The following is a 24,691-nucleotide window of genomic DNA, read 5'->3' on the forward strand; positions in this document are numbered from 1 at the left end:
TGGTCTAATCAGGGAATGAAGGGTTTATTTTGATGAAAAGTGAAAAGATTTTACAAGATTGTAAACGCGAGAAAGCAAAATAAACAAGTGTCTAAAAAACGATCATAACACCACGTTATTTATTGATGTCACTGGAAATCTGAACTTCTTTGAGATCAATCATCAATATATATCATAAATGTGATCTGTATCACAATTAAATGTCCATTTCACACACAAAGAAGCTTATTCTGGCACTAAATAAAGTGAATTAATGCCAGAAATAAGCAGATAAAAACCGCGAATTAGAGTTTTACTAAGGTTCTTCCTGTCACTTGGTTATCCATAATCATCTGAGCATAACGAGGGACTTCATCAAGTGTAATTTCTGTCATCGCTTGCTGATAGAACGTATCTGGTAGTAATTTTAATAAACGTTGCCAAACTTGAGCGCGTTTTTCTGCGGGGAAATAAACAGAATCGACGCCTTGTAAGCGAACATTACGTAAAATAAAAGGCATAACGGTTGTTGGCAAAGAGAAACCACCCGCTAATCCACAAGCCGCTACTGTGCCGTTATAGTTTGTCTGTGACAGAATATTGGCAAGGATTTGCCCACCTACGGTATCAATTGCACCCGCCCAGCGTTGTTTATCTAAAGCTCTGCCTACAGGCTCCAACTCTTCACGAGTGATAATATTTTTGGCACCGAGTTTGCGTAAATAGTCATGGTTACTCGCTCTGCCACTTAATGCGGTAACTTGATAGCCTAATGTTGTTAGTAAACTAATGGCAGTGCTTCCGACACCACCGCTGGCTCCAGTGACTAAAATATCACCACTTTCAGGTGTAATACCGCCTTGTTCTAATGCCATAACACACAACATGGCAGTAAAACCTGCAGTCCCAATTATCATGGCATTTTTTAAAGATAGCCCTTCTGGTACAACGGTTAACCAATCACCTTTTACACCTGCTTTTTGTGCAAGACCACCCCAGTGATTTTCACCTACTCCCCAGCCAGTTAATAAGACATGTTGACCAATGTGGAAACGAGGATCTTCGGTGTGATGAACAACACCCGAAAAATCGATACCTGGCACCATTGGAAATTGGCGCAGTATTTTTCCCTTGCCTGTGATTGCTAGCCCATCTTTATAGTTAAGCGTTGAGTAATGAATATCGACAATAACATCATGAATAGGCAGTGTTTTTTCATCAATGTTTTGTACGTTGGCACTGAGTTTATTGTCATTTTGTTCTACTAATAATGCTCTCATTTGGACCCCTCATCGATTTCTATTTGTGTCATGATAGGTGATTTTTTAGATCTCGTCGTGATTGTGCACAATATCTATTGTAATAATGAGACAAATAATTCTTTTTTAGTGTATAAACGGGGGTTCTACGTTTATTGGTGCAGAGATTATTCTGAGTTTTATCTCTTGGTAATTAGATAACACCGTTAATGGTTTACGATTGGATAAAAATTAGCATTTCTCTTTATTGCTTGAAATAAAGATAATGTGTTGCCTTATAAGTATTCGAGGTGGGTACTTGGGTTGTTATCTCAGTCAAACTTTGCCAGTGAAACACCATTTAATATCAATAGAGTCATGGTGCTTATTCAAATGAATAAATTTTATTTGAACTTGCAATGAGACTTTTGAGTCACAGTTTGGCAACGAAGTGAGATTTTTCTTTATTGATATGAGCGTTGTTTGTATTGTTACATAAGTCAAATATGAACAGCGTAAGATCGAAATTATGCGTTAATCGTTCTAATTAGCCCATTTTTATGCAGTTTTTTTCTGCTCCAATTGGGAAAAGTAACGTAGAATATTGTGCCTTTAAGATTATTTACGTGTCCACTTTAATCTAAGTAGTGAATCGCGCCTTGTCGCTGCTTATTGTGGTTGATAGAGTAGACGGATTTTTCCGTCCCGGCTTGCAGGATTATCCTTTCGTATGTTTAAAAAATTTCGTGGCATGTTTTCCAACGATTTGTCTATTGACTTGGGTACCGCCAATACCCTTATTTATGTCAAAGGGCAGGGTATTGTTCTCGATGAACCCTCCGTCGTCGCTATTCGTCAAGATCGCGCTGGCACATCAAAAAGTGTTGCCGCTGTAGGGCATGAAGCCAAACAGATGTTAGGGCGTACACCTGGGAATATCGCTGCTATCCGTCCAATGAAAGACGGTGTGATTGCTGATTTTTATGTAACCGAAAAAATGCTTCAGCACTTCATAAAACAGGTTCATAACAATAGCTTTATGCGTCCAAGTCCTCGTGTATTAGTTTGTGTACCAGTAGGAGCCACTCAAGTAGAACGCAGAGCTATTCGTGAATCCGCATTAAGTGCGGGCGCTCGCGAAGTGTTCTTAATTGAAGAGCCTATGTCTGCGGCAATCGGTGCTGGTTTACCTGTTTCTGAAGCAACAGGCTCTATGGTGGTCGATATTGGTGGTGGTACAACAGAAGTTGCCGTGATTTCATTAAACGGTGTCGTTTATTCTTCTTCTGTTCGTATCGGCGGTGACCGCTTTGATGAAGCTATCATTAACTATGTGCGTCGTAACTACGGTTCACTGATTGGTGAAGCAACCGCAGAACGTATCAAACACGATATCGGTTCAGCTTATCCTTCTGATGAAGTCAATGAGATTGAAGTTCGTGGTCGTAACCTTGCAGAAGGTGTACCTCGTAGCTTTACTTTAAACTCTAATGAAATTCTTGAAGCCTTACAGGAGCCATTAACCGGTATCGTTAGCGCTGTTATGGTTGCATTAGAACAATGCCCGCCAGAATTAGCTTCTGATATTTCAGAGCGCGGCATGGTATTAACCGGTGGTGGTGCATTATTACGTAACCTAGACCGTTTATTAATGGAAGAGACAGGTATTCCTGTGATTGTTGCTGAAGATCCACTGACGTGTGTTGCTCGTGGTGGTGGTAAAGCATTAGAAATGATCGATATGCACGGTGGCGATCTGTTTAGCGAAGATTGAGATTAATTCTAACAAGGGAGAATGGATTCCCCCTTGGTTAGAATATTAACACCTGTTCTTTTACTTCTCCGTGTGAGTGATCTTAGAGTTTATGAAGCCAATTTTTAGTCGGGGCCCTTCCCTGCAACTAAGATTAATAATCGCCGTGGTTGTTGCTATCTCTTTATTGATTGCTGATAACCGTATTGGTGCATTTTCTAAAGTCCGCCAGTATCTTGATACTGCTGTTAGTCCCTTCTATTTTCTTGCAAATGGCCCACGCCGTTTCCTTGATCAAATTTCAGAAACATTTGCCACGCGTGAGCGTTTACAATTTGAGAATCAAGCGTTAAGAAAAGAGTTGTTAGTTCGTAGCGGAGAAAGCCAATTACTGGAGCAATTTAAGCAAGAGAATGCCCGTTTACGAGAATTACTTGGTTCACCACTGCGCCAAAATGAACAAATGACAGTAACGCAAGTACTGTCTGGTAATAGTACGCCTTATCGAGATCAAGTTGTGATTGATAAAGGAACCAATGATGGCGTCTATGAAGGGCAACCTGTTATTAGTGATAAAGGTGTTGTAGGACAAGTTATTGCCGTAAGTGAGCTTACGAGTCGTGTGCTATTAATATGTGACACTTCTCATGCATTACCTGTACAAGTTTTACGTAACGATATTCGTGTTATCGCTTCTGGTGCAGGCTGTGCGGATGATTTATTGCTAGAAGCATTACCAGCCAATATTGATATTCGTGTAGGCGATGTTTTAGTGACATCTGGATTGGGCGGTCGTTTCCCAGAAGGGTATCCTGTTGGTGTGGTATCTTCAGTTAAAGTGGATAATCAACGGGCTTATTCCGTGATTAATGTTCGACCTTCAGCAGAGCTACAACGTTTACGCTATTTGCTTTTATTATGGAATTCATCAGATAAAATGGGAGAGCCTCCTCTGCCTTCAGAGGTTTATCACGCGGCTAATGAGCGCTTAATGCAACTGATGCCTCAAGTTTTACCTAATTATGAGCAAGCAGGGCCGCCGCTTCCTCGTTCTATGTCTCAAGAGCCGTTAGACAGTACGGCTGAAGAAACTAACAGAACAACGACACCAGCAACTCCTCCTGCTGCAACAAATACACCTGCTAATACAAATAGAAGTAGGTAGACACGATGAATCCATATCAAAGTCGTGGGCGTTGGGTTGTTTGGCTCTCTTTTCTTGTCGCATTAGTTTTACAAATTATGCCGTGGCCAGAACAGTTAGCCGTGTATCGACCTATTTGGCCGATGCTATTTCTTATTTATTGGATAACAGCAATCCCTCATCGAGTCAGTGTAGGAACCGCATTTGTTTTGGGTATGATTATGGACCTAGTCCAAGGAACTACCTTGGGTGTCAATGCATTGGCCTATACTTTAGTGAGTTATGTCATTGCCTTTAAATATCAGCTTTTTTGTAATTTAGCGTTATGGCAACAAGCCTTAGTGGTAATGTTAAGTGTTGTGGTTGTTGATCTTGCTGTATTTTGGGCAGAATTTTTACTTTCACCTGTGACTTTTCACCCTCAAGTATTCTGGAATAGTCCAGTCAGTGGTATTCTTTGGCCATGGCTTTATTTTTTACTTCGCAAAATCCGTCACCAGTTTTTAGTTCACTAAGTTATTGGATCATGGCGGTCATTTTTGCGTTACCGTCATGAGGACATTATTTGTGACCACACTTTACCTTGCTTCCAGCTCACCAAGAAGACGTGAACTTCTCGCGTTATTAGATGTTGAATTTAGTATTATCACACCAGCAATTGATGAAATTTGGCAACAAGGTGAAAAGCCAGAAGAGTATGTTCTTCGTTTAGCAAAAGAAAAATCACAAGAAGGTGTAAGACAAGCACCTCATGATTATCCCGTTTTGGGGTCTGATACTATTGTGGTTTATGATGGTCATATTCTTGAAAAACCTCGTGATAAAACCCATGCTGCGCAAATTCTACGTTCACTCTCCGGCGCAACACATCAAGTGATGACAGCAATTGCTATCTCTAATAGAACACATACATTGAGTCAATTAGTCGTCACACACGTCACTTTTAGAGAGATGACAGAGAGTGAGATTAGCGCGTATATTGAGTCAGGGGAGCCAATGGATAAAGCTGGCGCTTACGGTATTCAAGGAAAAGGAGGCCGTTTCGTTCAACGGATTGAGGGAAGTTATCATGCTGTTGTCGGATTGCCTCTTGTTGAAACCGAAGCATTGATAGCTCAATTTTCGTCTCTAGCTAATGAGAAGGAGATTTCATGACAGCAGAGTTATTAGTGAATGTGACGCCTTCTGAAACCCGTGTCGCCTATATTCGCGGCGGCATACTTCAAGAAATTCATGTCGAAAGAGAAGCAAAACGAGGTATCGTCGGAAACATCTACAAAGGTCGGGTAAGTCGCGTATTACCCGGGATGCAAGCTGCATTTATTGACATCGGGCTGGATAAAGCCGCTTTTCTACATGCTTCTGATATTATGCCTCACACTGAATGTATTGCAGGTGAAGAGCAGAAAAAATTTAATGTTCGTGATATTGCGCAACTGGTGCATCAAGGACAAGACTTAATTGTACAAGTGGTTAAAGATCCATTAGGAACAAAAGGCGCTCGCCTTACCACCGATATTACATTACCTTCTCGCTATTTAGTGTTTATGCCTGGTGCCTCTCATGTCGGCGTTTCTCAGCGAATTGACAGTGAAGAAGAGCGTGAACGTTTAAAACTACTCGTTGAAGAGTATTGCGATGAAAATGGCGGCTTTATTATTCGTACTGCCGCTGAAGGCGTTGGTGAACATGAAATTAAGCAAGATGCTGCTTTTCTTAAACGCCTGTGGAATAAAATCATTGAGCGTAAAAAAAGAAATAAAACCCGTATTCAAATTTATGGTGAATTAGCGTTAGCGCAGCGTATTTTACGTGATTTTGCAAGTTCTGAATTAGATAGCATACGGGTTGACTCTAAATTAACTTACAATCAACTACAGGAATTTATTGGTGAATACATTCCTGAATTAACCGCTAAACTTGAATTGCATCAAGGGAATCAGCCTATTTTTGATCTCTATGGTGTAGAAAGTGAAATTCAACGGGCTTTAGAGCGTAAAGTTGAATTGAAATCAGGCGGTTATCTGATTATCGATCAAACTGAAGCGATGACCACTATTGATATCAATACAGGGGCATTTGTTGGTCATCGAAATTTAGAAGAAACGATTTTCAATACTAATATAGAAGCAAGCCAAGCCATTGCTCGTCAATTACGGTTACGTAATTTAGGCGGTATCATCATTATTGACTTTATTGATATGAATAATGATGAACATAAACGCAGAGTATTAGCATCACTTGAACAAGCGCTAAGTAAAGATAGAGTGAAAACAACGATTAATGGCTTCTCTCAGCTTGGCTTAGTAGAAATGACACGTAAAAGAACGCGAGAAAGCCTTGAACATGTGCTTTGTGATGACTGCCCAACTTGCCAAGGGCGAGGTACGGTAAAATCAGTTGAAACAGTTTGTTATGAGATTTTACGTGAAATAGTGCGTGTGCATAAAACGATTGATGCAGATCGCTTCTTAGTTTACGCCTCTTCAGCAGTAGCCGAAGCATTAAAAGGCGATGAATCACACGCATTAGCAGAGGTTGAAATTTTTGTCGGTAAACAAGTGAAAGTGCAAACTGAGCTACTCTATAGTCAGGAGCAATTTGACGTGGTGATGATGTAATGGATTCGCCTTCCTAATGAATATGATGGCAGAAAGGAGACAAAAATGAAGCGGCTGCCTAAATACCTGTTAGTGATAACAGTTTTTTGCCTCATCGTTTTTGCCTTGGTATTAAGCGGATTTCGCTACTTTCTGCCACGCTTAGATAGTTATCGTCCTGAAATAGAATCGTATTTAACGAAGCAACTCAATAGCCCTGTCTCAATGACAAAGATCATGGGGGAGTGGCAAAATTTTGGCCCCGATATTCAAGTAGAAGGGCTGAATATTACCAATAAAGATGTGAACGTAACGGCAGAAAAAGTCACTTTTTCTTTTGACGTTTGGCGTTCATTATTCGCTTTCCGTCTTCATTTTCGTGAACTGACCTTTGAACAGTTATATGTTAATTACCATAGCCCTATTTTTACTGGGCAAAGCGGGGATATAACGTTAACTGAACCTGATGATATCTCTTCAATTTTCCTTGAGCAGTTTGACCGTTTTAAACTGATTGAAAGCCGTTTTGTTTTTTTAACCCCTTCAGGAGACACCAGTACATTACATGTGCCTGAATTGATGTGGTTAAATCAGAAAAATCGTCATCGTGCTCAAGGTGAAGTCACTCTCGATACCCCCATTAATCATTATGGGGGATTAAAAGTACGCCTTGATCTCTATACCACAGAGAAGGGGCTTATCGATAACGGTAAAGTATTTCTTACTGCAGATGATGTTGATATCTCACCTTGGCTTAGTCAGTGGGTGAAAAATAATAGTGGCGTAGGTGAAGCCAAAGCCAGTTTGTCTAACTGGATTGACATTACTCAAGGGCGTATTACTGGAAGTCAGTTACAAATTCATCAAGGTGAAATGGACTGGAGTAGTGATGGAACCTCGCACGTACTAAATGTCGAAGACTTAATATTACGTATGAGAAGGCAAGAAAATGGTTGGCTTGCGGATGTTCCTTATACGCGAAAAATTACCATGGATGGTGAAGAGTGGCCTGATGGTTATTTAGCCGTTCTTTATCAACCAAAAGAAAAACAGCATGATGAAGCATGGCGTATTCGTGCCAAAAATATTGAACTCGATAGGCTGTATGCCATATTGCCGTTGTTCTCTTTTTTAACGCCTGATTTTGTTCGTCAATGGCAGTATCGTCAATTTTCTGGTGTGGTTAATGATTTTGCATTAGATCTCACCCCAGAAAACTTCGAGCAGAGCGCCATTAATCTTTCTTGGAAAAATGTGAGTTGGAAGCGTTGGCAAGAGATCCCCTCGGTACAACATTTCAGCGGGCAATTAAAAGGAAGTATGCAAGGCGGTGAACTTAACTTTGCTTTAGCCGATAGTGAAATAGACACGGGCGAATTATTTAAAGCACCGCTGAATATTGAAAAAGGGAAAGGTACAGTTTATTGGACTCATTCTGGAGATGACTTATCTCTTTGGAGTGAAGGATTAGATATTCAAGCCACATCAGCATGGGTAGCCGGTGATTTTCGTTATGAGAAACAAGGTGAAGATCAACAACTTTCTATACTCTCAGGCGTAAGAGTCACAAATGCAGGAGATGCATGGCGTTACCTGCCTGAGGAGTATGTTGGTAAAGGGCTAACACAATATCTCTCAGATGCCATTATTGCCGGTAATATCGATAATGGGACCTTTATTTTCCATGGTAACCCCGCCGATTTTCCTTTTGATAATCACAAAGGGTGGTTCCAAGTTTATGCCCCTGTTAAACACGCAACCTTTAAATTTGATAGTGAATGGCCTGCATTATTCGATCTTGATATTAATCTAGATTTTAAAAATGATGGCTTATGGATGTCTTCTGCACAAGTGAAAGTGGGTAAAGCAACCGCCACGAATTTAAGTGCAGTGATTGAGAGCTATCGACAAGAAAAGATCTTAATTAATGCGGATATTCAAGCCACAGGCGATGAGCTGAAAGAGTATTTCTTAGACTCTCAAATGGCGAGTATTGGTCATACACTTGAAGAGCTTAATGTTGCAGGAAAAATTAACGGTACATTGAAATTAGATATTCCCTTTGGTGGTGAAGATGTGGTTGCTTCGGGGGATATTTATTTAAAAAACAATGATGTCACATTGAATTTTATGGATACCACCTTAAAGGGTGTTAGCGGGCAATTTCGTTATCACAATGACAAACTTGAGAGTGATACATTAACGGCTAATTGGTTTGGGCAGCCTCTCGCTTTCTCATTTACCAGTCATAATAGTACGGATAATTATCAGGTCGATGTTGGCTTAAAAGGTCAATGGGATATTCAAAAAATTCAAGGCTTGTCTAGCGATATTCAGCATAAATTTAGCGGCGCATTTCCTTGGAGTGGCAACGTTAATGTTAAGATCCCCGAAAAAGGGGATGTTGATTATCAAGTCGATTTAACCGGAAATATCAATGCATTAAGTAGTCAATTAACAGCTCCTGAAACAGATGATTTAAAAAACTCACCGCCTATTGTGATTTCTGCAAAGGGTAACAGTGAAACTTTAACGGTGAATGCCAGTGCTGAAAAACAGTGGAAATTTAATAGCCAGTGGGCATTAGGTAAGCAGTTGCGTTTATTGCAAGGTAATTTGGTGTCCTCTGGCGAGAAATTACCTGAATTGACAGCACAGCAACGCTTAACCATTTCTCTTAAAGGGCTAGAAGGTGATAAATGGTTGCCAACATTATTGGCTTTTTCGTCTTTAACACCGTCTGGAAATGATGTGAGCTTTCCTGATAATGTGCATATCAGCTTACCCGAATTAAATTTCGCAGGGCAAAATTGGAATAATCCGCAAACTGAAATCATGCGTATTAATGACGGTGTGAAGTTGGCATTTTCAGGTAGTGAGTTACGAGGGGATGTGTTTATTCCTACCACGTCAGCACCTTGGCAAGTCAATATTAACTATCTCTATTTTAATGGCGCAACGTTATCTCAAGAAGAAAAACCATTAAAAATGGCAAATACTTCTGATGCGAATGCCTTGAAGTTTTCAGTTAAAAATATTCCCTCTATCGATTTTGAATGCCGAGAATGTTGGGTAAATGGATTACTACTTGGCAAAATTCAAGGTTCATTAAAGCAAAGGCATGGCGCGCTATTTTTAACAGAAGGTAAGTTAGAAAATAGCAGTGGTAAGTTGTCTGTTAATGGTGAGTGGTCTGAAGATAATGCGGGCAATAATACGACAAAGTTAATCGGCAAATTAAAAGCCGAAGAAGTTGATGAAATGGCCGCTTATTTCGGTTATATCATTCCTATTGTTCAGTCCCCACTTTCTGCTGATTTCTCATTGCAATGGCGTGATACGCCGTGGAATTTTAATCTTGCGACCTTAAATGGTGATATTAAATCTACTTTAGGCAAAGGGCGTATCGAAAAAGTGGATGTTGGGCAGGCGGGTAAATTACTGCGTCTTGTGAGTTTTGATGCGCTTTTACGTAAATTACAATTTGATTTTAGGGATACTTTCAGCGAGCATTTTGAATATGATTCGATTAAAAGTGAAATTACGATTAATCAAGGTATTATGAATGCAGAGAGTGTTCGTGTTGATGGTGTTATTGCTGATATTGCGATAAGTGGGAAAGTGGATTTAGTTGAACGTAAAATGGATCTACAGGTTGTAGTAACACCTGAAATTTCAGCCACTGTTGGTGTTGCTACTGCATTCGCGATAAACCCAATTGCAGGCGCCGCAGTGTTTGCGGCATCAAAGGTTCTGGGGCCACTTTGGAGTAAGATTTCAGTTATCCGTTATCATGTGACCGGAACTATGGAACAACCCAAAATTGACGAAGTACTGCGTCAGCTTAAGGAGAATCAGGCGTTATGAAAAAAGTTAATGTCGCACTTTTGCAACTTTGTAGCGGTAAAAACACAAAAAATAATCTGGCGCAAATTGAGCAACAGATTAAGCAATTACCCGATTCAGTGAAGCTTGTATTAACACCTGAAAATGCGTTACTTTTTTCGAACTCTAAAGATTATCATAAACATGCTGAAGTTCAGGGTGATGGACCTTTACAAAATGCTATCGCTAAAATGGCTCAGCGCTATAAAGTATGGATCTTAGTCGGTTCTATGCCATTGATTAGCCGAGACTCCCCAGACCAAATTACGAGCAGTAGTTTGGTGTTTGATGATGAAGGTGTTATTCGTGCTCGTTATGACAAAATCCATATGTTTGATGTCAGTATTGATGATGAGCAAGGCGAATATAACGAATCTTCTATTTATCAACGCGGTGAGCGCCTAACAGTCGTTGATACTCCAGTTGGGAAATTAGGCTTAACAATCTGTTATGATTTACGCTTCCCAGGTATTTTCCAAGCATTAAGAGAAAAAGGAGCAGAGATAATCTCTGTACCAGCGGCTTTTACCCGTTTAACAGGGAAAGCACACTGGGAGCCTTTATTACGCGCTCGTGCCATTGAGAATCAGTGTATTATCTTAGCGCCAGCACAAGTGGGTACACATGATACGCGCCGGACTTGGGGTCATACCATGGCGATTGATGGCTGGGGGAAAGTTTTGAAAAAGAACCCTGATGCTGTTAGTGCGCTAACGTTGAACGTTGGCGTCGAAAGTTTACACGGTATGCGTGAACAGATACGGGTTGTAAAACATAACCGCTTTCGCCCGAAACTGACCCACTTAATCAAAAAAGTTAAGGATAAAGAAGAATTATGAGTTTAGCTGTTGTCAGCGAAAGTCTGTTGGAAGCAAACAAACTTAGTTTAGATGATTTAGCATCAACACTAGAGCAGCTTGCACAGCGTCAAATTGATTATGGTGATCTTTATTTTCAGTCAAGTTATCACGAGGCGTGGGTTCTCGACGATCAGATTATTAAAGATGGCTCTTACAATATTGATCAAGGTGTTGGTGTTAGAGCAATTTACGGTGAAAAAACCGGCTTTGCTTATGCCGACCAACTAACGCTTAATGCACTTAATCAAAGTGCTCATGCTGCACGAAGTATTGTTCAGGCTAAAGGTAATGGTCGTATCCATACTTTAGGTGCTATTCAACATTCTCCGCTATACAGCTTAAACGATCCTCTACAAAGCCTCTCTCGTGAAGAGAAAATTGCGCTATTGCATGAGGTAGATAAAGCTGCTCGCGCTGAAGATAAACGCGTTAAACAAGTTAATGCGTCATTAACTGGTGTTTATGAGCATGTGCTTGTTGCAGCAACCGATGGCACGTTAGCCGCCGATGTGCGCCCTTTAGTTCGCCTTTCAGTGAGTGTGCTGGTGGAAGAAGATGGCAAACGTGAGCGTGGCGCAAGTGGTGGCGGTGGTCGTTTTGGTTATGATTACTTCCTCATTAAAGTCGATGGTGAAAGCCACGCTATCACTTATGCGCGTGAAGCGGTGCGTATGGCGTTGGTGAATTTATCTGCAATTGCGGCACCTGCGGGAACAATGCCTGTGGTATTAGGTGCAGGCTGGCCGGGAGTGTTATTGCATGAAGCCGTGGGTCATGGTTTAGAAGGCGATTTTAACCGTCGTGAAACCTCTGTATTTTCAGGTCGTCTTGGTGAGAAAGTCACTTCGGAGCTTTGTACGATTGTTGATGATGGCACCATTGAAGGTCGCCGTGGCTCTGTGGCTATTGATGACGAAGGTGTCCCAGGTCAATACAATGTCTTAATCGAAAACGGCATCTTAAAAGGCTATATGCAAGATAAGATGAACGCACGTTTGATGGGGGTTGCGCCAACGGGAAATGGTCGTCGTGAGTCTTATGCGCATCTTCCTATGCCTCGTATGACAAACACTTACATGTTAGCCGGTAAGTCTTCACCAGAAGAGATTATTGCCAGTGTTGATCGCGGTATTTACGCGCCAAACTTTGGTGGTGGTCAGGTTGATATCACATCGGGTAAATTTGTTTTTTCAACCTCAGAAGCTTATTTAATCGAGAATGGAAAAATAACTAAACCAATTAAAGGGGCAACGCTGATTGGTTCAGGTATTGAGGCCATGCAACAGGTTTCTATGGTAGGTAATGATCTCGCTTTAGATAAAGGGGTTGGCGTTTGTGGTAAAGAAGGACAAAGCCTACCTGTTGGTGTAGGTCAACCAACGTTGAAGCTTGATAAGATCACCGTAGGCGGTACAGCTTAATTATCGCTATCGTTATTTGTAAGTATCTATTGAACTCCATCTTTTGATGGAGTTTTTTATCTCAGCGACAGTAAAGGTGCTAATTTATGGGTAAACGTTTATTACCAGTTATTATTGTTATTGCGGTTTTATTTGGTGTTCTTTATAAAGGTTTATTGCCTGAAACCAAAGCGCCAACGTCTTCATCCTTAGCGCCTATTCCGACATCACCAAGTAATAACACCAATAAACCCGCACAAACTCCACTATCCATTGATGAGAAAACGCAAACCAATGCAGTAGCTAGCTATTTGCAACGTTATCAACAGTTGCCAGATTTTTATCTCACTAAAAAACAGGCTAGAGAGCAAGGCTGGAATGCGAAAGAAGGTAACTTATGTGAAGTTTTACCGGGAAGAGCAATTGGTGGCGATCGCTTTATGGATCGTGAAAAGCAGTTACCAAAAGAAGCTGGACGTCAGTGGTATGAAGCGGATGTAAATTATCAGTGTGGTCGTCGTGGCAGTGACAGATTGCTCTATTCGAATGATGGGCTGATTTATGTTACCACTGATCATTATCGTACAATGACAAAGGTTGCACCTTAATGAAACAGGTTATCTTCAATTTTAAAACACTGGCAGATAGAGACGCCTTTTATCACGAATTTGCACAGCAATTTCAGTTAGATGATAAATTTGGCGATAACCTAGATGCACTATGGGATGCGTTATTGGGTGGAATAGAATTGCCGGTCAGTATTGTTTTCAAGCATTTACCGCACCATTCCCGTGATTTTCAACCTTTGGTGGAATTGATGCAAGAAGCACAAAGGGAGCTTGGTAAAGACGTTTTAAGCTTTCATTGTGAGCATAAAACACAAAAGTAATTTAGAGTAGAAAATACGCCCTGAAAATCGCAGTGAGGCTGAATTGACACTGCGTTTTCAGGATGATCAGGTTTTAGGCTGATTCTGATAAATCTTTTAGATATTGAAATAGTAAGCGGAATGATTTTGGTGGTTTATTCGCTTCTTTTTCTTTTTTCGTATTACGGATAAGTGTGCGTAATTGTTGGCGATCAGCCATTGGATAAAGCGCAACGACTTCTTCAATTACTTCATTGCCACCTTCAACAAGGCGAATCCGTAGATCTTCAAGTTTATGTAACACTAAGATCTGTTGGTTGTGGCGGTTTTTTAGTTTATCAAGCGCTTGGCGGATCGGATCTTCGTCCACATTGCGCAGTAGTTTCCCAATATATTGAATTTGGCGGCGGCGTGCTTCACGCTGTACTTTCTGTGCTAATTGAATAGAGGATAATAATTTCTCATCTAATGGTACACGTTCTAATTCTTGTGCACTTAATTCAACTAATTCAGTACCCAGTTTTTTGAGTGCTTCAGCATCACGTTTAATTTCGCTTTTGCTGACCCAGATAATTTCGTCCTCTTCTTCCTCTTCTGACGAGGTATCGTCAAATTCAGGATTGAGGTAATGCCACTCTTCAGGCTGCTTTGCCATAATAAAAATTCCTGTTGCAGAGTTAGCCGGGAGTGTGATTTGGTGAATGACCAAAAGCCCGACGGGTGATAACATTCATATATCTTCTATTGTAACTGGGAAAATCGCTTGTTGACCACCTGTCAATTGATTTACTTTGCTAAAAATAAGTAAAAAGTGGTGTTCTCCTTAGGAAAAATGGTTCTCAATGAATAATTCAGATCAGGTAAAACAGCTTGAAGACGCCGTCTCACTCGCATTAGAGCTGGCAGCAAAACAGTGTGATGGTGCTGAAGTCGCTATTAATAAATCGACGGGTATTAGTGTAAGTACGCGTTATGGTGAAGTTGAAAATGTTGAATTTAACAGTGATGGTGCTTTAGGTATCACTGTTTATCAACAACAACGTAAAGGTAGTGCATCTTCAACAGATTTAAGCCCTGATGCGATTAAGCGAGCAGTACAAGCTGCTGTGGATATTGCACGCTACACTTCAGTTGACCCATATGCAGGACCTGCCGATAAAGAGCTATTAGCGTTTGATGCACCTTTCCTTGATCTTTACCATCCTACCGAAGTCACGGCAGATAAAGCGATTGAATTAGCATCAAGAGCAGAAAAAGCCGCTTTAGATAGCGATAGCCGTATTATTAATACCGAAGGGGGGAGTTTTAATAGCCACAGTGGAACCCGTGTATTCGGTAATAGCCTTGGCTTATTAAAAAGCTATTCATCTTCACGCTATTCGATGTCGAGTTGTGTTATTGCTCGCGATGGTGAAGATATGGAGCGCGACTATGCTTACACTATTAGTCGTCGTTTCGATGATCTAGAATCACCTGAATGGGTGGGCCAAGAGTGCGCTCGTCGCACGTTATCTCGCCTTGCACCTCGTAAACTACCCACCATGAAAGCCCCTGTTATTTTTGCAGCAGATGTGGCGACGGGTATTTTTGGTCATTTGGTTGCAGCAATCAGTGGTAGCATGATTTATCGTGAATCTTCTTGTTTACTCGATAGCTTAGGTAAGCAAATTTTCCCACAGTGGTTAAACATTCAAGAGCGCCCTCATTTAATGAGAGGTTTGGCGTCAACACCGTTTGATAGTGAAGGTGTACGTACAACCAATGCTGAAATTATTAAAGATGGTGTATTACAAGAGTGGTTATTAACCACATATTCAGCAAGAAAACTGGGTTTAAAAAGCAACGGTCATGCTGGTGGTATTCATAACTGGTATATCCCAGGGCAAGGCTTATCGTTTGATGCTCTGTTAAAAGAGATGGGAACAGGTCTTGTTGTTACTGAATTAATGGGACAAGGCGTCAGTACAGTAACGGGTGATTACTCTCGTGGTGCGAGCGGTTTTTGGGTTGAGAATGGTGAAATTCAATATCCTGTAAGCGAAGTGACTATTGCAGGTAACTTAAAAGATATGTGGGCAAATATTGCCACTATGGGTGATGATATTGAGACACGCAGTAATGTTCAGTGTGGTTCGTTGTTATTACCAGAAATGAGTATTGCAGGTGAGTAAATTTTAGACACTTATCGCAATCTTTAATCTCAGCCCGCAATGGGCTGAGATATCGCGTTTATCAATGTGCTTTTCAATTTGAGAAGATAAAGTAAGACGCGAACCTTCAGCTATGCTTAACGGTGTAATTCACCCGCAGCTTCAGGTTGGTATAGAATTTCTAATACTTTAACCTTGGTTTCAAGGCCATTTGGCAACTTCCAACTGATCTCATCATCAATCGCTAAACCCAGTAGCGCAGCACCCATTGGTGCCATAACGGAAAGTTCAGTGGTGCTGTCTTTTAATGAAGCGGGATACACTAAAGTACGAGTACGCTCTTCATTGTTTTTTAAGTCCATAAAACGGACTTTGCTGTTCATTGTGACAATATTAGCAGGGATATCAGCTGGTGTAACAATGTCAGCACGATCTAATTCTTCATTCAATGCTTCAGCAATCGGGCTATCTGCAAATGCCGGTTGTTCAAGTAATGAATCTAAACGTTCTGCATCAAGTTCGTTGATGATAATTGTTGGCTTTGTCATACCACACTCCAATTTATTCCAATGCAAAACAACACCCCCACGGATGAGGTGGGGGTGTTGTTAAACTCATATAAGAGATAATAGGCGGTTCTGTATAAAAAAGAAAGAGACAGTGATCACAGTCTCTTTCGGGTTATTTAGTTAAGAAATGCTAATCTATTGTTTTCTATTACGATTATTCTTCATCAAACCCAGATTCAAATAATGCGATAATAGCATCAATAGCTTCATTTTCATCACTACCAGTGACTTCTATATCAATTTGACTGCCTTGCTCTGAATCTAACATCAGCATAGCAATCACACTATCCGCTTGTGCTTCAACCCCTTCGTTATTGCGTAAAATGACAGTTGATTGAAATGTTTTTACTAAATCAAACAGCTTCATTGCAGGTCTTGCATGCATACCGAGTCGATTTTTAATCGCAACTTGTCGATATTGGGTCATTTGCGTTTTTCTAGTGTTCTGTGGCGTGATTGTACGTTTTTCCCTCTAGAGCGGAAATAATCTGCGAGTTGCTCAGCAACATAAACAGAACGGTGTTTCCCCCCCGTACAACCAATTGCAACCGTTAAATAACTACGGTTATTGGTTTCTAACATCGGCAACCAAAGTTCGAGATAGCTTCTAGTTTGATAAATAAAGTTATGAACTTCGGTGTGTCTATCTAAAAATGCCGCGACAGGGCGATCAAGACCTGTCATTGGACGCAGTTTAGGATCCCAATGTGGATTCGGTAAGAAGCGCACATCAAAAACATAATCCGCATCAATAGGAATACCATGCTTAAAGCCAAAAGATTCAAAGACCATAGTCAGTTCACGTTCACGCTTACCTAATAAGCGAGTGCGTAACATTTCTGCGAGTTCATGGACTGACATCTCAGAGGTATCAATAATGAGATCAGCCCGTGATCGCAATGGCTCAAGCAGATCACTTTCGGTATCAATGGCCACTTCTAACGAAAGATTCTTGGTCGAAAGAGGGTGGAGACGTCGAGTATCACTATAACGACGAATTAAGGTATTTCTATCTGCGTCTAAAAATAAGAGTTGTGGAGAATATTCAGCGGGTAAACTTTCCAGCGCTTTTTCGAAGATCTCCGGCGACTCTGGCATATTTCGGACATCAATACTGACTGCGGCAGCAGAAGCATCACGTTCAGCCAGTGTTTTTGCTAGCTCAGGTAAAAGATCAACAGGTAAATTATCAACACAATAAAATCCCATGTCTTCAAGCGCACGCAAAGCGACTGACTTACCTGAACCAGAGCGTCCGCTGACTATCATCAGCACCATGAGGTAGCTCCCCTATAATTTCCCAGTGATGAATATCATTCCACTGTATGCTATTCGCGTCCTACTAAACCCGTAGGGGTTATTCTGTGATAATCTGATAAAGCTCTTCATCACTTTGTGCGGAGCGTAGTCGGCGACATAAATTTTTGTCTGCCAACTGTTTTGCAATCAAAGACAGTGTGTGTAAATGTTCCTTACATTGTGTCGCAGGAACGAGTAATGCGAACAACAAATCGACAGGTTGATTATCAATAGCGTCGAAGGAAATAGGTTCGCTTAGGTGAAGAAACACACCAACTACTTTTTCTGTTTCATCACTTTCAATACGTCCATGAGGGATAGCTAAACCACCCCCAATCCCTGTTGTACCGACTTTTTCACGCGTCAATAAAGCTTCAAATATCAGTGTTTCGGGTAAATTAAGTGCTTTTGCTGCATTTTCACTGATAATTTCTAACGCGCGCTTTTTACTCGTGCAATGTACATCATTATGCGTACATGCCAGAGAAAGTACGTCGCTAATATTCATCTTTGTATCGTTGTTCATTGTCTTATTCACTTAGACCAGCAAACCAGATGCCACAAAGTGACATCTGGTTTTTTGTTACTGATATTGATTAGGCGTTGGCTTAAACCAAGTCATAAACAACGCAGTAACTTCGCCGATTGTATCCCCATTTCACAATGGGAAATGAATTAATGTTGTCTCAGTTTATCTTTGTGTTTGGTTAATTGACGAGCCAGTTTATCCATTAATCCATCAATTGCTGCGTACATATCTTCTGCTTCAGCAGAGGCATGCAATTCACCGCCATTAACTTGAATGGTCGCTTCCGCGATTTTATTAACTTTCTCGACTTTCAGGATAACCTGAACGTTATTAATTTTGTCAAAGAACTGAGGTAATTTCGCGCTTTTTGCTTTGACGGTATCACGCAGAGCATCGGTTAATTCAATATTATGACCAGTGATTTGAAGTTCCATAGTGTCTTCCTTCTCAATTATGCTCAAACCAACTCTTTGCGTTGATTTGAAGGCGGGATGGATAATGACTCTCTATACTTCGCAACAGTGCGTCGAGCAACTTGTATTCCAAGTTCTGCGAGCATATCAGCCAGTTTACTATCACTAAGTGGTTTCGCTGGGTTTTCTGCTGCGATTAGTTTCTTCACTAAAGCCCTGATTGCTGTTGAAGAGGCTTCGCCCCCGCTATCAGTATTCACATGGCTAGAGAAAAAATACTTCAATTCGAAAATTCCTCTCGGGCAATGCAAAAATTTTTGCGTTGTCACTCGAGAAATGGTGGATTCGTGCATTTCAACCTGTTCAGCAATATCTGCTAACACTAAGGGTTTCATGTGCTCTTCACCTAATTCGAAAAATGCCTGCTGTGTATCAACAATGCAATGAGCGACTTTTAATAGTGTCTCATTACGGCTTTCTAAACTTTTTATCAGCCATTTGGCTTCTTGTAAATTGTCACGAATAAATTTTCCATCACTTTCATTTTGAGTCGATTGACCCAATGCTGCATAAGTCTCATTTATTCGTAGGCGAGGAATGCTATCTGTATTTAACTCAACTTGCCAGTGTTCACCTGATTTTTTTACCAGTATATCTGGAATAACATACTCTGACTCGCCTGTATCAATACTTAATCCGGGCTTAGGATCAAGAGACTGGATCATCTCAATAACAGATTTTAGTGTCTCTTCTCGTAATTTCGTTTGACGCATCAATTGACGAAAATCACGGTTACCTAGCAACTCTAAATATTGGCTAATGACTAACTGCGTTTCTTTAAGATAGGGTGTTTCTGTTGAAAAAGCGGATAGCTGAATCAAAAGACACTCTTTTAAATCACGAGCAGCAACACCAATAGGATCAAAGCGTTGAATACGTTTTAATACGGCTTCGACTTCATCAAGCTCTAATTCATCATCGCCCATTCCAGCAAGGATGTCATCTGTTGTGACAGTTAAATAGCCTGTTTCATCAATAGCATCGATAATACTTATCGCAATTGCTCTGTCTGTTTCTGAAAATGGGGTGAGATCAGCCTGCCATGTGAGGTAATCTTGCAATGAGGCAGTTGTTTCACCTTGATACAGTGGAAGCTCATCATCAGTATAGTCATTACTGGTGCCAGAAGGAGTGCCAGCGGTGTAGATCTCTTCCCATTGAGTATCTAAAGGAAGATCATCAGGCATCTCTTTTTGTTCTAAAGCATCCAGCGTGTCAAACTCTTCAACTTCGTTTTCAGTTGTTGTTTCTGTTGTAGAGGTTGGCTGATCTTCTGTATGAGACGCATCATCTGAAACGGGATCTTGTGGATCATCGTCTTGTTCTAGAAGTGGATTAGACTCAAGTGCTTGCTGAATTTCCTGTTGTAATTCAAGCGTCGAAAGTTGCAACAAACGAATAGCCTGTTGTAGCTGTGGCGTCATTGCCAGTTGCTGACTAAGACGAAGTTGCAGACTTTGTTTCATAATAATGCGATGAGTCCTTTGCTATTGTCATCCTTGACAGAGTAAAAGTGAATCAAAGATTACAGGCGGAAGCCTTCACCTAAGTAAACACGTTTAACTTGCTCATTTTCAAGAATTTCTTCTGGTGAACCATGAGCGATAAGGTGACCTTGGCTGACGATATAAGCACGTTCACACACATCTAATGTTTCACGCACGTTATGGTCAGTAATCAGTACACCTAATCCATAATCACGTAGATGCTGGATAATTTTTTTAATATCTAATACCGAAATAGGGTCAACACCTGCAAAAGGTTCATCTAATAAAATGAATTTAGGGTTGGCTGCCAATGCCCGCGCGATTTCAACACGGCGACGTTCACCCCCTGATAATGATTGCCCTAAGCTGTTACGTAAGTGGCTGACATTAAACTCTTCTAGCAGTTCTTCTGCTCGATCTTTTCGTTCTTCAGGCGTTAAATCATGGCGGATTTCTAAGATCCCCATAATGTTGTCATAAACGCTTAAGCGTCTAAAAATAGACGCCTCTTGAGGAAGATAGCCAATGCCTTTACGCGCTCGTTCATGTAACGGTAACAGCGTAATGTCTTCATCATCAATTGTAATACTACCTGCATCACGAGCGACAATGCCAACAACCATATAGAATGTGGTTGTTTTACCTGCACCATTTGGCCCAAGTAAGCCGACAATCTCACCGGAGTTAACGTTCAGGCTGACATCACCGACAACGGTGCGCCCTTTGTATGCTTTCGCTAAATTTTCAGCTTTTAACAGCGCCATAAAGTGTTACTTACCTTTGTTGTTAACACCAGGACCTTTCTCTTGCAACTGGGAAGGCAGTAAAACAGTAGTCACTTGTTTACCTTTACCGCTAAAAGCTTCCATTTGCTGAGTTGGGACGAGATAAGTGATCTTATCACCGGTGATATTACTGTCTAATTGTTCAAGATAGGCTTTACCCGTTAAGGTCATTAACTCTTTATCCATTTCATAGGTCATTTTTTCACCACGACCTTTGATAGGTTTACCATCATCTTGTAGCTGATAAAAAGTTACTGGATTACCAAATGCTTCTATTACGATCTTTTTGGAGTCACCGCCTGGACGTGTGACAACAACTTTATCAGCACGAATATCGATAGATCCTTGTTTGATCACAACATTTTGTGTGAAGGTTGTGACGTTTTTTTCTAGATCAAGCGATTGTTTCTCTGAGTTCACAACGATAGGTTGTTGTGTGTCATCTTTAAGCGCCATCGCAGGTACACTTATCGCTAAAAGTGTACCGATAATCAGTGTATTACGGATTTTTTGATTCATTAGGGATCTCATAATAGGTGTTTACCTTTTCAATCAGCTCTGCACGTTTCTCGCGCAGATTGCCTCGCATTTTTAAGCCGACTGATTTCAGTCCGACGCCGATAATAGTCACTTCATCATCAGAGGAAACATCCTGTGTATCCAAATTTGCGATAGCGTTGTCTGTGCTTATTCTCTGTAGTTGAGAGTCATCCGTTAGGCTATCAATTTGAACATCGCCATAAAGATAGAGCATTTTACTGTTTGTTAGCTTGGCTTTATTCGCGCGTACTGTCCATGTTGCATCCCCTGCCGGTGAATAGGTGGTTAAGACAGGGTTAGTAAACCATGTAAACTTCTGTTGAGCATAATTTTTGACATCATCAGCAACAAGTTTATATCCGAGTATACCCGTTGGCTCGTAAACAAAAGATATCGATGATTTGGATTGATAAGTTGGCTGACCATCATCAACAATCTCACCATCACCGAATTCAGTGTTATTAGTGTAGTTCCAGCCAATCAACGCAAGGGCGATAATGGCAAGAATTAAGGTAAACCAGGATTTTAATTTATTCATTCTGTATCGTTATACGTTAAATCGAAAGACCTTTAGCTTCTTCAAGCCGACCTTGCGCTAAAAGGATTAAATCACACAATTCTCGTACTGCACCACGCCCTCCCGCAATGCGGGTTACATAATTAGCATGAGGTGTAAGTAATGGATGAGCATCAGCCACGGCAACGGAAAGCCCTACTTTTTCCATTACAGGTAAATCAATCAGGTCGTCACCAATATAGGCTGTTTGTTCAGGTTTAAGGTTTAGTGTATCTAACAGTTGTTGATACGCCAAAAGCTTATTATGCTGACCTTGGTAAAGATATGTAATGCCAAGAGTCTTAGCACGATCTTCTAACAGTTTAGACTGACGACCTGTAATGATAGCAACCTCAATGCCAGATGTAAGCAAACAACGGATGCCATATCCATCACGGACATTAAAGGCTTTTAATTCTTCGCCATTATTGCCCATGTAAATGAGTCCATCTGACATCACACCATCAACATCACAAATCAGCAATTGGATTTTTTCTGCTTTTTTGATGATTTGTTCGCTTACTGCACCATAACAAGTTTCTATCATTGTATTCATTTTTATCCTTCGAACGTTATGACTATCTTATACAACACCAGCCTGTAATAAATCATGCATATGCAAAACACCTAACAGGATATCACTATCTTGTTCTGTCACTAATAGCGAGGTGATATGTTTTGCTTGCATTAAATTCAGAGCTTCAACCGCCAAACAATCAGGGCGAATACGAATACCGCCTCTTGTCATGACATCTGAGATTTTGGCATTGTTTAGATCTATCCCTAAATCAAATATTCTGCGTAAGTCGCCATCAGTAAATATACCGTTGATCAGCATACTATCATCACAAATGACGGTCATACCTAATTTTTTACGGGTTATCTCGACAAGCGCTTCACGTAAAGTGGCATCTTGGGTGACACGCGGAATATCTGCCTCTTTATTCATTAAATCACTGACATGAAGGAGTAATTTACGCCCTAATGCACCACCAGGATGAGAAAGTGCAAAATCTTCAGCGGTAAAACCACGAGCGCGTAAAAGTGCGATCGCTAGTGCATCCCCCATGACCAAGGTTGCCGTTGTACTGGTTGTTGGGGCAAGCCCTAAAGGACAGGCTTCTTTAGGTACTTTGATGCAAAGATGAATATCAGACGCTTTCCCCATTGTACTTTGAGGAGTGCGTGTCATACAAATCAGCGTTATCTGTTTACGTTTAAGCACCGGAATAAGCGCGAGGATCTCACTCGCTTCACCTGAGTTTGAAATCGCTAGAACGATATCTTTTTCGGTCACCATACCTAAGTCACCATGACTTGCTTCACCGGGATGAACAAAGAAAGAAGGCGTTCCTGTGCTGGCGAATGTCGCGGCAATCTTATGTCCAATATGGCCAGATTTACCCATCCCCATCACAATCACTCGACCTTGGCAGTGAAAAATTTTTTCACAGGCAAGCGTGAAGTCATCATTGATGTATTGTTCTAGTTCAGCTAATCCATCACGCTCAATATGAAGGACTTTTTTACCCGCTTGCTGAAAATCAAACTCGGTCATTTTTTTGTACCATTTATTTTAGGTTAAGAGAGAATGTGCGACGCACAACACCGTAATATAAACAATAAAGCAAACTAACAAGAATATTCCTTTTCCTCGATTAAGACGTTGCTTACGTCCTAATGAAAAGAGAGAAAACAGTAAACTGGCGACACCAAGTACAGCAAAGCTAAAATAAAATGTATTGATATTAAATGTGCTTGGTGAGAGTAATGCTGGCATTCCTAAGACAAACGTTAGATTGAAAATATTAGCACCTATAATATTTCCTAAGGCTAATTCATTCTCGCGTCTTAGTGCTGCCACAATGGTTGTTGCTAACTCCGGTAGGCTTGTTCCAATAGATAGCAAGGTTAAACCAACAAAAAATCCACTAAGATGATACTGTTGCATTAAAATAAAGACATTATCTAATATCATCTGGGTTGCAACTGGAATAATAAGTAACGCAACAACAACCCAAAAAAGGGCAACAGAATTACGAGGATTGGTCTGTAATTCAAAACGCGTTAAGGTTTCTAAAGGTAACACATGACGCTCTTGTGTGAGTGTTTTATGCATCGTTTTTATCATGAGAAATATGGATGCAAAACCAATAAAAAATAGCAGCGAGCCTTCTCTAAGCCCTAAGTTTCCGCTAGAAACGATAATGCCAACAAGCATGATGACTATAATCATCAAGGGAAGCTCTTTTTTTAGCACTGCGGATTGAATGTTCATGGGGTAAATCATCGCGCCAATACCCGCGATAAGGAGAAGGTTGGTGAGTGTAGAGCCAATGGCTGTCCCGATAGCGATATCAGGCAAATTATGAACTGCGGCATCAGTTGAAACAAAAAGCTCAGGCAGTGATGTACCCGTACCTACAATTAAGATACCGATGACAGCAGGTGGGATTTTTAACGATTGCGCAAAAACGCTCGCACCATAAACTAATCGGTCTGATGCATAAACGAGTAACATCAATCCAAAAATTAAAAGAGACAAAGTAATCAACATGCCATCAGTTTTCCAACAA

The 24,691-nt window shown here is 40.8% G+C and carries 25 protein-coding genes; 11 read left to right on the top strand and 14 right to left on the bottom strand.

All coding sequences use genetic code 11. The annotated features are described in order from the left end of the window. Window positions 1-284: 284 nt before the first annotated feature. A complete protein-coding gene (locus tag BTA34_RS01175; RefSeq protein ID WP_151434170.1) occupies window positions 285-1,259 on the bottom strand; it encodes an MDR family oxidoreductase in 975 nt (324 codons plus the stop codon). A 688-nt stretch (window positions 1,260-1,947) separates the two neighbouring features. Between BTA34_RS01175 and mreB the strand changes: the two genes are divergently transcribed. The 10 genes from mreB (at window position 1,948) to BTA34_RS01225 (ending at window position 13,748) form a co-directional block, all read left to right on the top strand. Continuing rightward, the gene (gene mreB / locus BTA34_RS01180; RefSeq protein WP_023582893.1) at window positions 1,948-2,991 is read left to right on the top strand and encodes a rod shape-determining protein MreB; all 1,044 of its coding nucleotides are present in this window, start codon (window positions 1,948-1,950) and stop codon (window positions 2,989-2,991) included. 91 nt (window positions 2,992-3,082) lie between these two features. Further along, window positions 3,083-4,135, top strand: coding sequence for a rod shape-determining protein MreC (gene mreC / locus BTA34_RS01185; protein WP_151434171.1), 1,053 nt, complete (start codon window positions 3,083-3,085; stop codon window positions 4,133-4,135). Between the two features lie 5 nt (window positions 4,136-4,140). Beyond that, on the top strand, window positions 4,141-4,629 hold the full coding sequence (gene mreD / locus BTA34_RS01190; RefSeq protein WP_151434172.1) for a rod shape-determining protein MreD: 489 nt from the start codon (window positions 4,141-4,143) through the stop codon (window positions 4,627-4,629). Between the two features lie 52 nt (window positions 4,630-4,681). Next, window positions 4,682-5,269, top strand: a complete 588-nt coding sequence (locus tag BTA34_RS01195; protein ID WP_151434173.1) for a Maf family protein — start codon at window positions 4,682-4,684, stop codon at window positions 5,267-5,269. Further along, entirely contained in the window at window positions 5,266-6,735 is a 1,470-nt protein-coding gene (rng, locus tag BTA34_RS01200; RefSeq protein WP_151434174.1) for a ribonuclease G, read from the top strand. The genes BTA34_RS01195 and rng overlap by 4 nt, the downstream gene beginning before the upstream one ends. A gap of 45 nt (window positions 6,736-6,780) precedes the next feature. Continuing rightward, window positions 6,781-10,581: an AsmA2 domain-containing protein YhdP gene (yhdP, locus tag BTA34_RS01205; protein ID WP_151434175.1), complete on the top strand. Its 3,801-nt coding sequence runs from the start codon at window positions 6,781-6,783 to the stop codon at window positions 10,579-10,581. Next, entirely contained in the window at window positions 10,578-11,438 is an 861-nt protein-coding gene (gene nit1, locus BTA34_RS01210; protein WP_151434176.1) for a deaminated glutathione amidase, read from the top strand. The genes yhdP and nit1 overlap by 4 nt, the downstream gene beginning before the upstream one ends. Next, complete coding sequence (tldD, locus tag BTA34_RS01215) at window positions 11,435-12,880, top strand: metalloprotease TldD (protein WP_151434177.1); 1,446 nt, start codon at window positions 11,435-11,437, stop codon at window positions 12,878-12,880. Before nit1 ends, tldD begins: the two co-directional genes overlap by 4 nt. 86 nt (window positions 12,881-12,966) lie before the next feature. Further along, window positions 12,967-13,467, top strand: a complete 501-nt coding sequence (locus tag BTA34_RS01220; protein WP_151434178.1) for a ribonuclease domain-containing protein — start codon at window positions 12,967-12,969, stop codon at window positions 13,465-13,467. Beyond that, the gene (locus BTA34_RS01225) at window positions 13,467-13,748 is read left to right on the top strand and encodes a barstar family protein (protein ID WP_151434179.1); all 282 of its coding nucleotides are present in this window, start codon (window positions 13,467-13,469) and stop codon (window positions 13,746-13,748) included. The genes BTA34_RS01220 and BTA34_RS01225 overlap by 1 nt, the downstream gene beginning before the upstream one ends. 73 nt (window positions 13,749-13,821) lie before the next feature. On the opposite strand, the gene yjgA is transcribed toward BTA34_RS01225, so the two are convergent. After that, window positions 13,822-14,382, bottom strand: coding sequence for a ribosome biogenesis factor YjgA (gene yjgA, locus BTA34_RS01230; protein WP_151436713.1), 561 nt, complete (start codon window positions 14,380-14,382; stop codon window positions 13,822-13,824). A gap of 187 nt (window positions 14,383-14,569) precedes the next feature. On the opposite strand from yjgA, the gene pmbA reads away from it, so the two are divergent. After that, window positions 14,570-15,898, top strand: coding sequence for a metalloprotease PmbA (gene pmbA / locus BTA34_RS01235; RefSeq protein WP_151434180.1), 1,329 nt, complete (start codon window positions 14,570-14,572; stop codon window positions 15,896-15,898). A 116-nt stretch (window positions 15,899-16,014) separates the two neighbouring features. On the opposite strand, the gene rnk is transcribed toward pmbA, so the two are convergent. From rnk to BTA34_RS01295, 12 genes are all read right to left on the bottom strand, one after another. After that, window positions 16,015-16,425: a nucleoside diphosphate kinase regulator gene (gene rnk / locus BTA34_RS01240; RefSeq protein ID WP_075671465.1), complete on the bottom strand. Its 411-nt coding sequence runs from the start codon at window positions 16,423-16,425 to the stop codon at window positions 16,015-16,017. A gap of 175 nt (window positions 16,426-16,600) precedes the next feature. Beyond that, window positions 16,601-16,873 (bottom strand): PTS phosphocarrier protein NPr, encoded by a 273-nt coding sequence (gene npr, locus BTA34_RS01245; RefSeq protein WP_006535359.1) that lies wholly within the window; start codon window positions 16,871-16,873, stop codon window positions 16,601-16,603. Beyond that, on the bottom strand, window positions 16,870-17,724 hold the full coding sequence (gene rapZ, locus BTA34_RS01250) for an RNase adapter RapZ (RefSeq protein WP_064718868.1): 855 nt from the start codon (window positions 17,722-17,724) through the stop codon (window positions 16,870-16,872). Before rapZ ends, npr begins: the two co-directional genes overlap by 4 nt. A 79-nt stretch (window positions 17,725-17,803) precedes the next feature. Further along, window positions 17,804-18,271 carry a PTS IIA-like nitrogen regulatory protein PtsN gene (ptsN, locus tag BTA34_RS01255; protein WP_151434181.1) on the bottom strand — a complete coding sequence of 156 codons (468 nt, stop codon included), beginning with the start codon at window positions 18,269-18,271 and terminating at the stop codon, window positions 17,804-17,806. A gap of 149 nt (window positions 18,272-18,420) precedes the next feature. Next, window positions 18,421-18,708, bottom strand: a complete 288-nt coding sequence (hpf, locus tag BTA34_RS01260) for a ribosome hibernation promoting factor (RefSeq protein WP_036913954.1) — start codon at window positions 18,706-18,708, stop codon at window positions 18,421-18,423. 23 nt (window positions 18,709-18,731) lie between these two features. Next, window positions 18,732-20,213: an RNA polymerase factor sigma-54 gene (rpoN, locus tag BTA34_RS01265; RefSeq protein WP_151434182.1), complete on the bottom strand. Its 1,482-nt coding sequence runs from the start codon at window positions 20,211-20,213 to the stop codon at window positions 18,732-18,734. A 59-nt stretch (window positions 20,214-20,272) separates the two neighbouring features. Then, window positions 20,273-20,998 carry an LPS export ABC transporter ATP-binding protein gene (gene lptB / locus BTA34_RS01270; protein ID WP_006535352.1) on the bottom strand — a complete coding sequence of 242 codons (726 nt, stop codon included), beginning with the start codon at window positions 20,996-20,998 and terminating at the stop codon, window positions 20,273-20,275. A gap of 6 nt (window positions 20,999-21,004) precedes the next feature. After that, window positions 21,005-21,538: a lipopolysaccharide ABC transporter substrate-binding protein LptA gene (lptA, locus tag BTA34_RS01275; protein ID WP_151434183.1), complete on the bottom strand. Its 534-nt coding sequence runs from the start codon at window positions 21,536-21,538 to the stop codon at window positions 21,005-21,007. Then, window positions 21,519-22,097 carry an LPS export ABC transporter periplasmic protein LptC gene (gene lptC / locus BTA34_RS01280; RefSeq protein ID WP_151434184.1) on the bottom strand — a complete coding sequence of 193 codons (579 nt, stop codon included), beginning with the start codon at window positions 22,095-22,097 and terminating at the stop codon, window positions 21,519-21,521. Before lptC ends, lptA begins: the two co-directional genes overlap by 20 nt. 16 nt (window positions 22,098-22,113) lie before the next feature. Further along, window positions 22,114-22,671, bottom strand: coding sequence for a 3-deoxy-manno-octulosonate-8-phosphatase KdsC (gene kdsC, locus BTA34_RS01285; RefSeq protein ID WP_109371956.1), 558 nt, complete (start codon window positions 22,669-22,671; stop codon window positions 22,114-22,116). Window positions 22,672-22,698: 27 nt separating this feature from the next. Beyond that, window positions 22,699-23,673: an arabinose-5-phosphate isomerase KdsD gene (gene kdsD / locus BTA34_RS01290; RefSeq protein WP_151434185.1), complete on the bottom strand. Its 975-nt coding sequence runs from the start codon at window positions 23,671-23,673 to the stop codon at window positions 22,699-22,701. Between the two features lie 18 nt (window positions 23,674-23,691). Next, window positions 23,692-24,672 (bottom strand): calcium/sodium antiporter, encoded by a 981-nt coding sequence (locus BTA34_RS01295; protein WP_151434186.1) that lies wholly within the window; start codon window positions 24,670-24,672, stop codon window positions 23,692-23,694. Window positions 24,673-24,691: the final 19 nt, after the last annotated feature.

Source organism: Proteus sp. CD3 (assembly GCF_008808075.1).
Classification (GTDB): domain Bacteria; phylum Pseudomonadota; class Gammaproteobacteria; order Enterobacterales; family Enterobacteriaceae; genus Proteus; species Proteus appendicitidis.

Coding starts and splice junctions, on each gene's coding strand:
- nit1 (WP_151434176.1), top strand. CDS start 10,578: ATGAAAAAAGTTAATGTCGCACTTTTGCAACTTTGTAGCGGTAAAAAC.
- BTA34_RS01220 (WP_151434178.1), top strand. CDS start 12,967: ATGGGTAAACGTTTATTACCAGTTATTATTGTTATTGCGGTTTTATTT.
- mreB (WP_023582893.1), top strand. CDS start 1,948: ATGTTTAAAAAATTTCGTGGCATGTTTTCCAACGATTTGTCTATTGAC.
- yjgA (WP_151436713.1), bottom strand. CDS start 14,382: ATGGCAAAGCAGCCTGAAGAGTGGCATTACCTCAATCCTGAATTTGAC.
- rpoN (WP_151434182.1), bottom strand. CDS start 20,213: ATGAAACAAAGTCTGCAACTTCGTCTTAGTCAGCAACTGGCAATGACG.
- rng (WP_151434174.1), top strand. CDS start 5,266: ATGACAGCAGAGTTATTAGTGAATGTGACGCCTTCTGAAACCCGTGTC.
- yhdP (WP_151434175.1), top strand. CDS start 6,781: ATGAAGCGGCTGCCTAAATACCTGTTAGTGATAACAGTTTTTTGCCTC.
- tldD (WP_151434177.1), top strand. CDS start 11,435: ATGAGTTTAGCTGTTGTCAGCGAAAGTCTGTTGGAAGCAAACAAACTT.
- rapZ (WP_064718868.1), bottom strand. CDS start 17,724: ATGGTGCTGATGATAGTCAGCGGACGCTCTGGTTCAGGTAAGTCAGTC.
- lptB (WP_006535352.1), bottom strand. CDS start 20,998: ATGGCGCTGTTAAAAGCTGAAAATTTAGCGAAAGCATACAAAGGGCGC.
- pmbA (WP_151434180.1), top strand. CDS start 14,570: ATGAATAATTCAGATCAGGTAAAACAGCTTGAAGACGCCGTCTCACTC.
- BTA34_RS01225 (WP_151434179.1), top strand. CDS start 13,467: ATGAAACAGGTTATCTTCAATTTTAAAACACTGGCAGATAGAGACGCC.
- BTA34_RS01175 (WP_151434170.1), bottom strand. CDS start 1,259: ATGAGAGCATTATTAGTAGAACAAAATGACAATAAACTCAGTGCCAAC.
- lptC (WP_151434184.1), bottom strand. CDS start 22,097: ATGAATAAATTAAAATCCTGGTTTACCTTAATTCTTGCCATTATCGCC.
- lptA (WP_151434183.1), bottom strand. CDS start 21,538: ATGAATCAAAAAATCCGTAATACACTGATTATCGGTACACTTTTAGCG.
- ptsN (WP_151434181.1), bottom strand. CDS start 18,271: ATGAACAACGATACAAAGATGAATATTAGCGACGTACTTTCTCTGGCA.
- kdsC (WP_109371956.1), bottom strand. CDS start 22,671: ATGAATACAATGATAGAAACTTGTTATGGTGCAGTAAGCGAACAAATC.
- hpf (WP_036913954.1), bottom strand. CDS start 18,708: ATGGAACTTCAAATCACTGGTCATAATATTGAATTAACCGATGCTCTG.
- mreD (WP_151434172.1), top strand. CDS start 4,141: ATGAATCCATATCAAAGTCGTGGGCGTTGGGTTGTTTGGCTCTCTTTT.
- BTA34_RS01295 (WP_151434186.1), bottom strand. CDS start 24,672: ATGTTGATTACTTTGTCTCTTTTAATTTTTGGATTGATGTTACTCGTT.
- npr (WP_006535359.1), bottom strand. CDS start 16,873: ATGACCCAATATCGACAAGTTGCGATTAAAAATCGACTCGGTATGCAT.
- mreC (WP_151434171.1), top strand. CDS start 3,083: ATGAAGCCAATTTTTAGTCGGGGCCCTTCCCTGCAACTAAGATTAATA.
- kdsD (WP_151434185.1), bottom strand. CDS start 23,673: ATGACCGAGTTTGATTTTCAGCAAGCGGGTAAAAAAGTCCTTCATATT.
- rnk (WP_075671465.1), bottom strand. CDS start 16,425: ATGACAAAGCCAACAATTATCATCAACGAACTTGATGCAGAACGTTTA.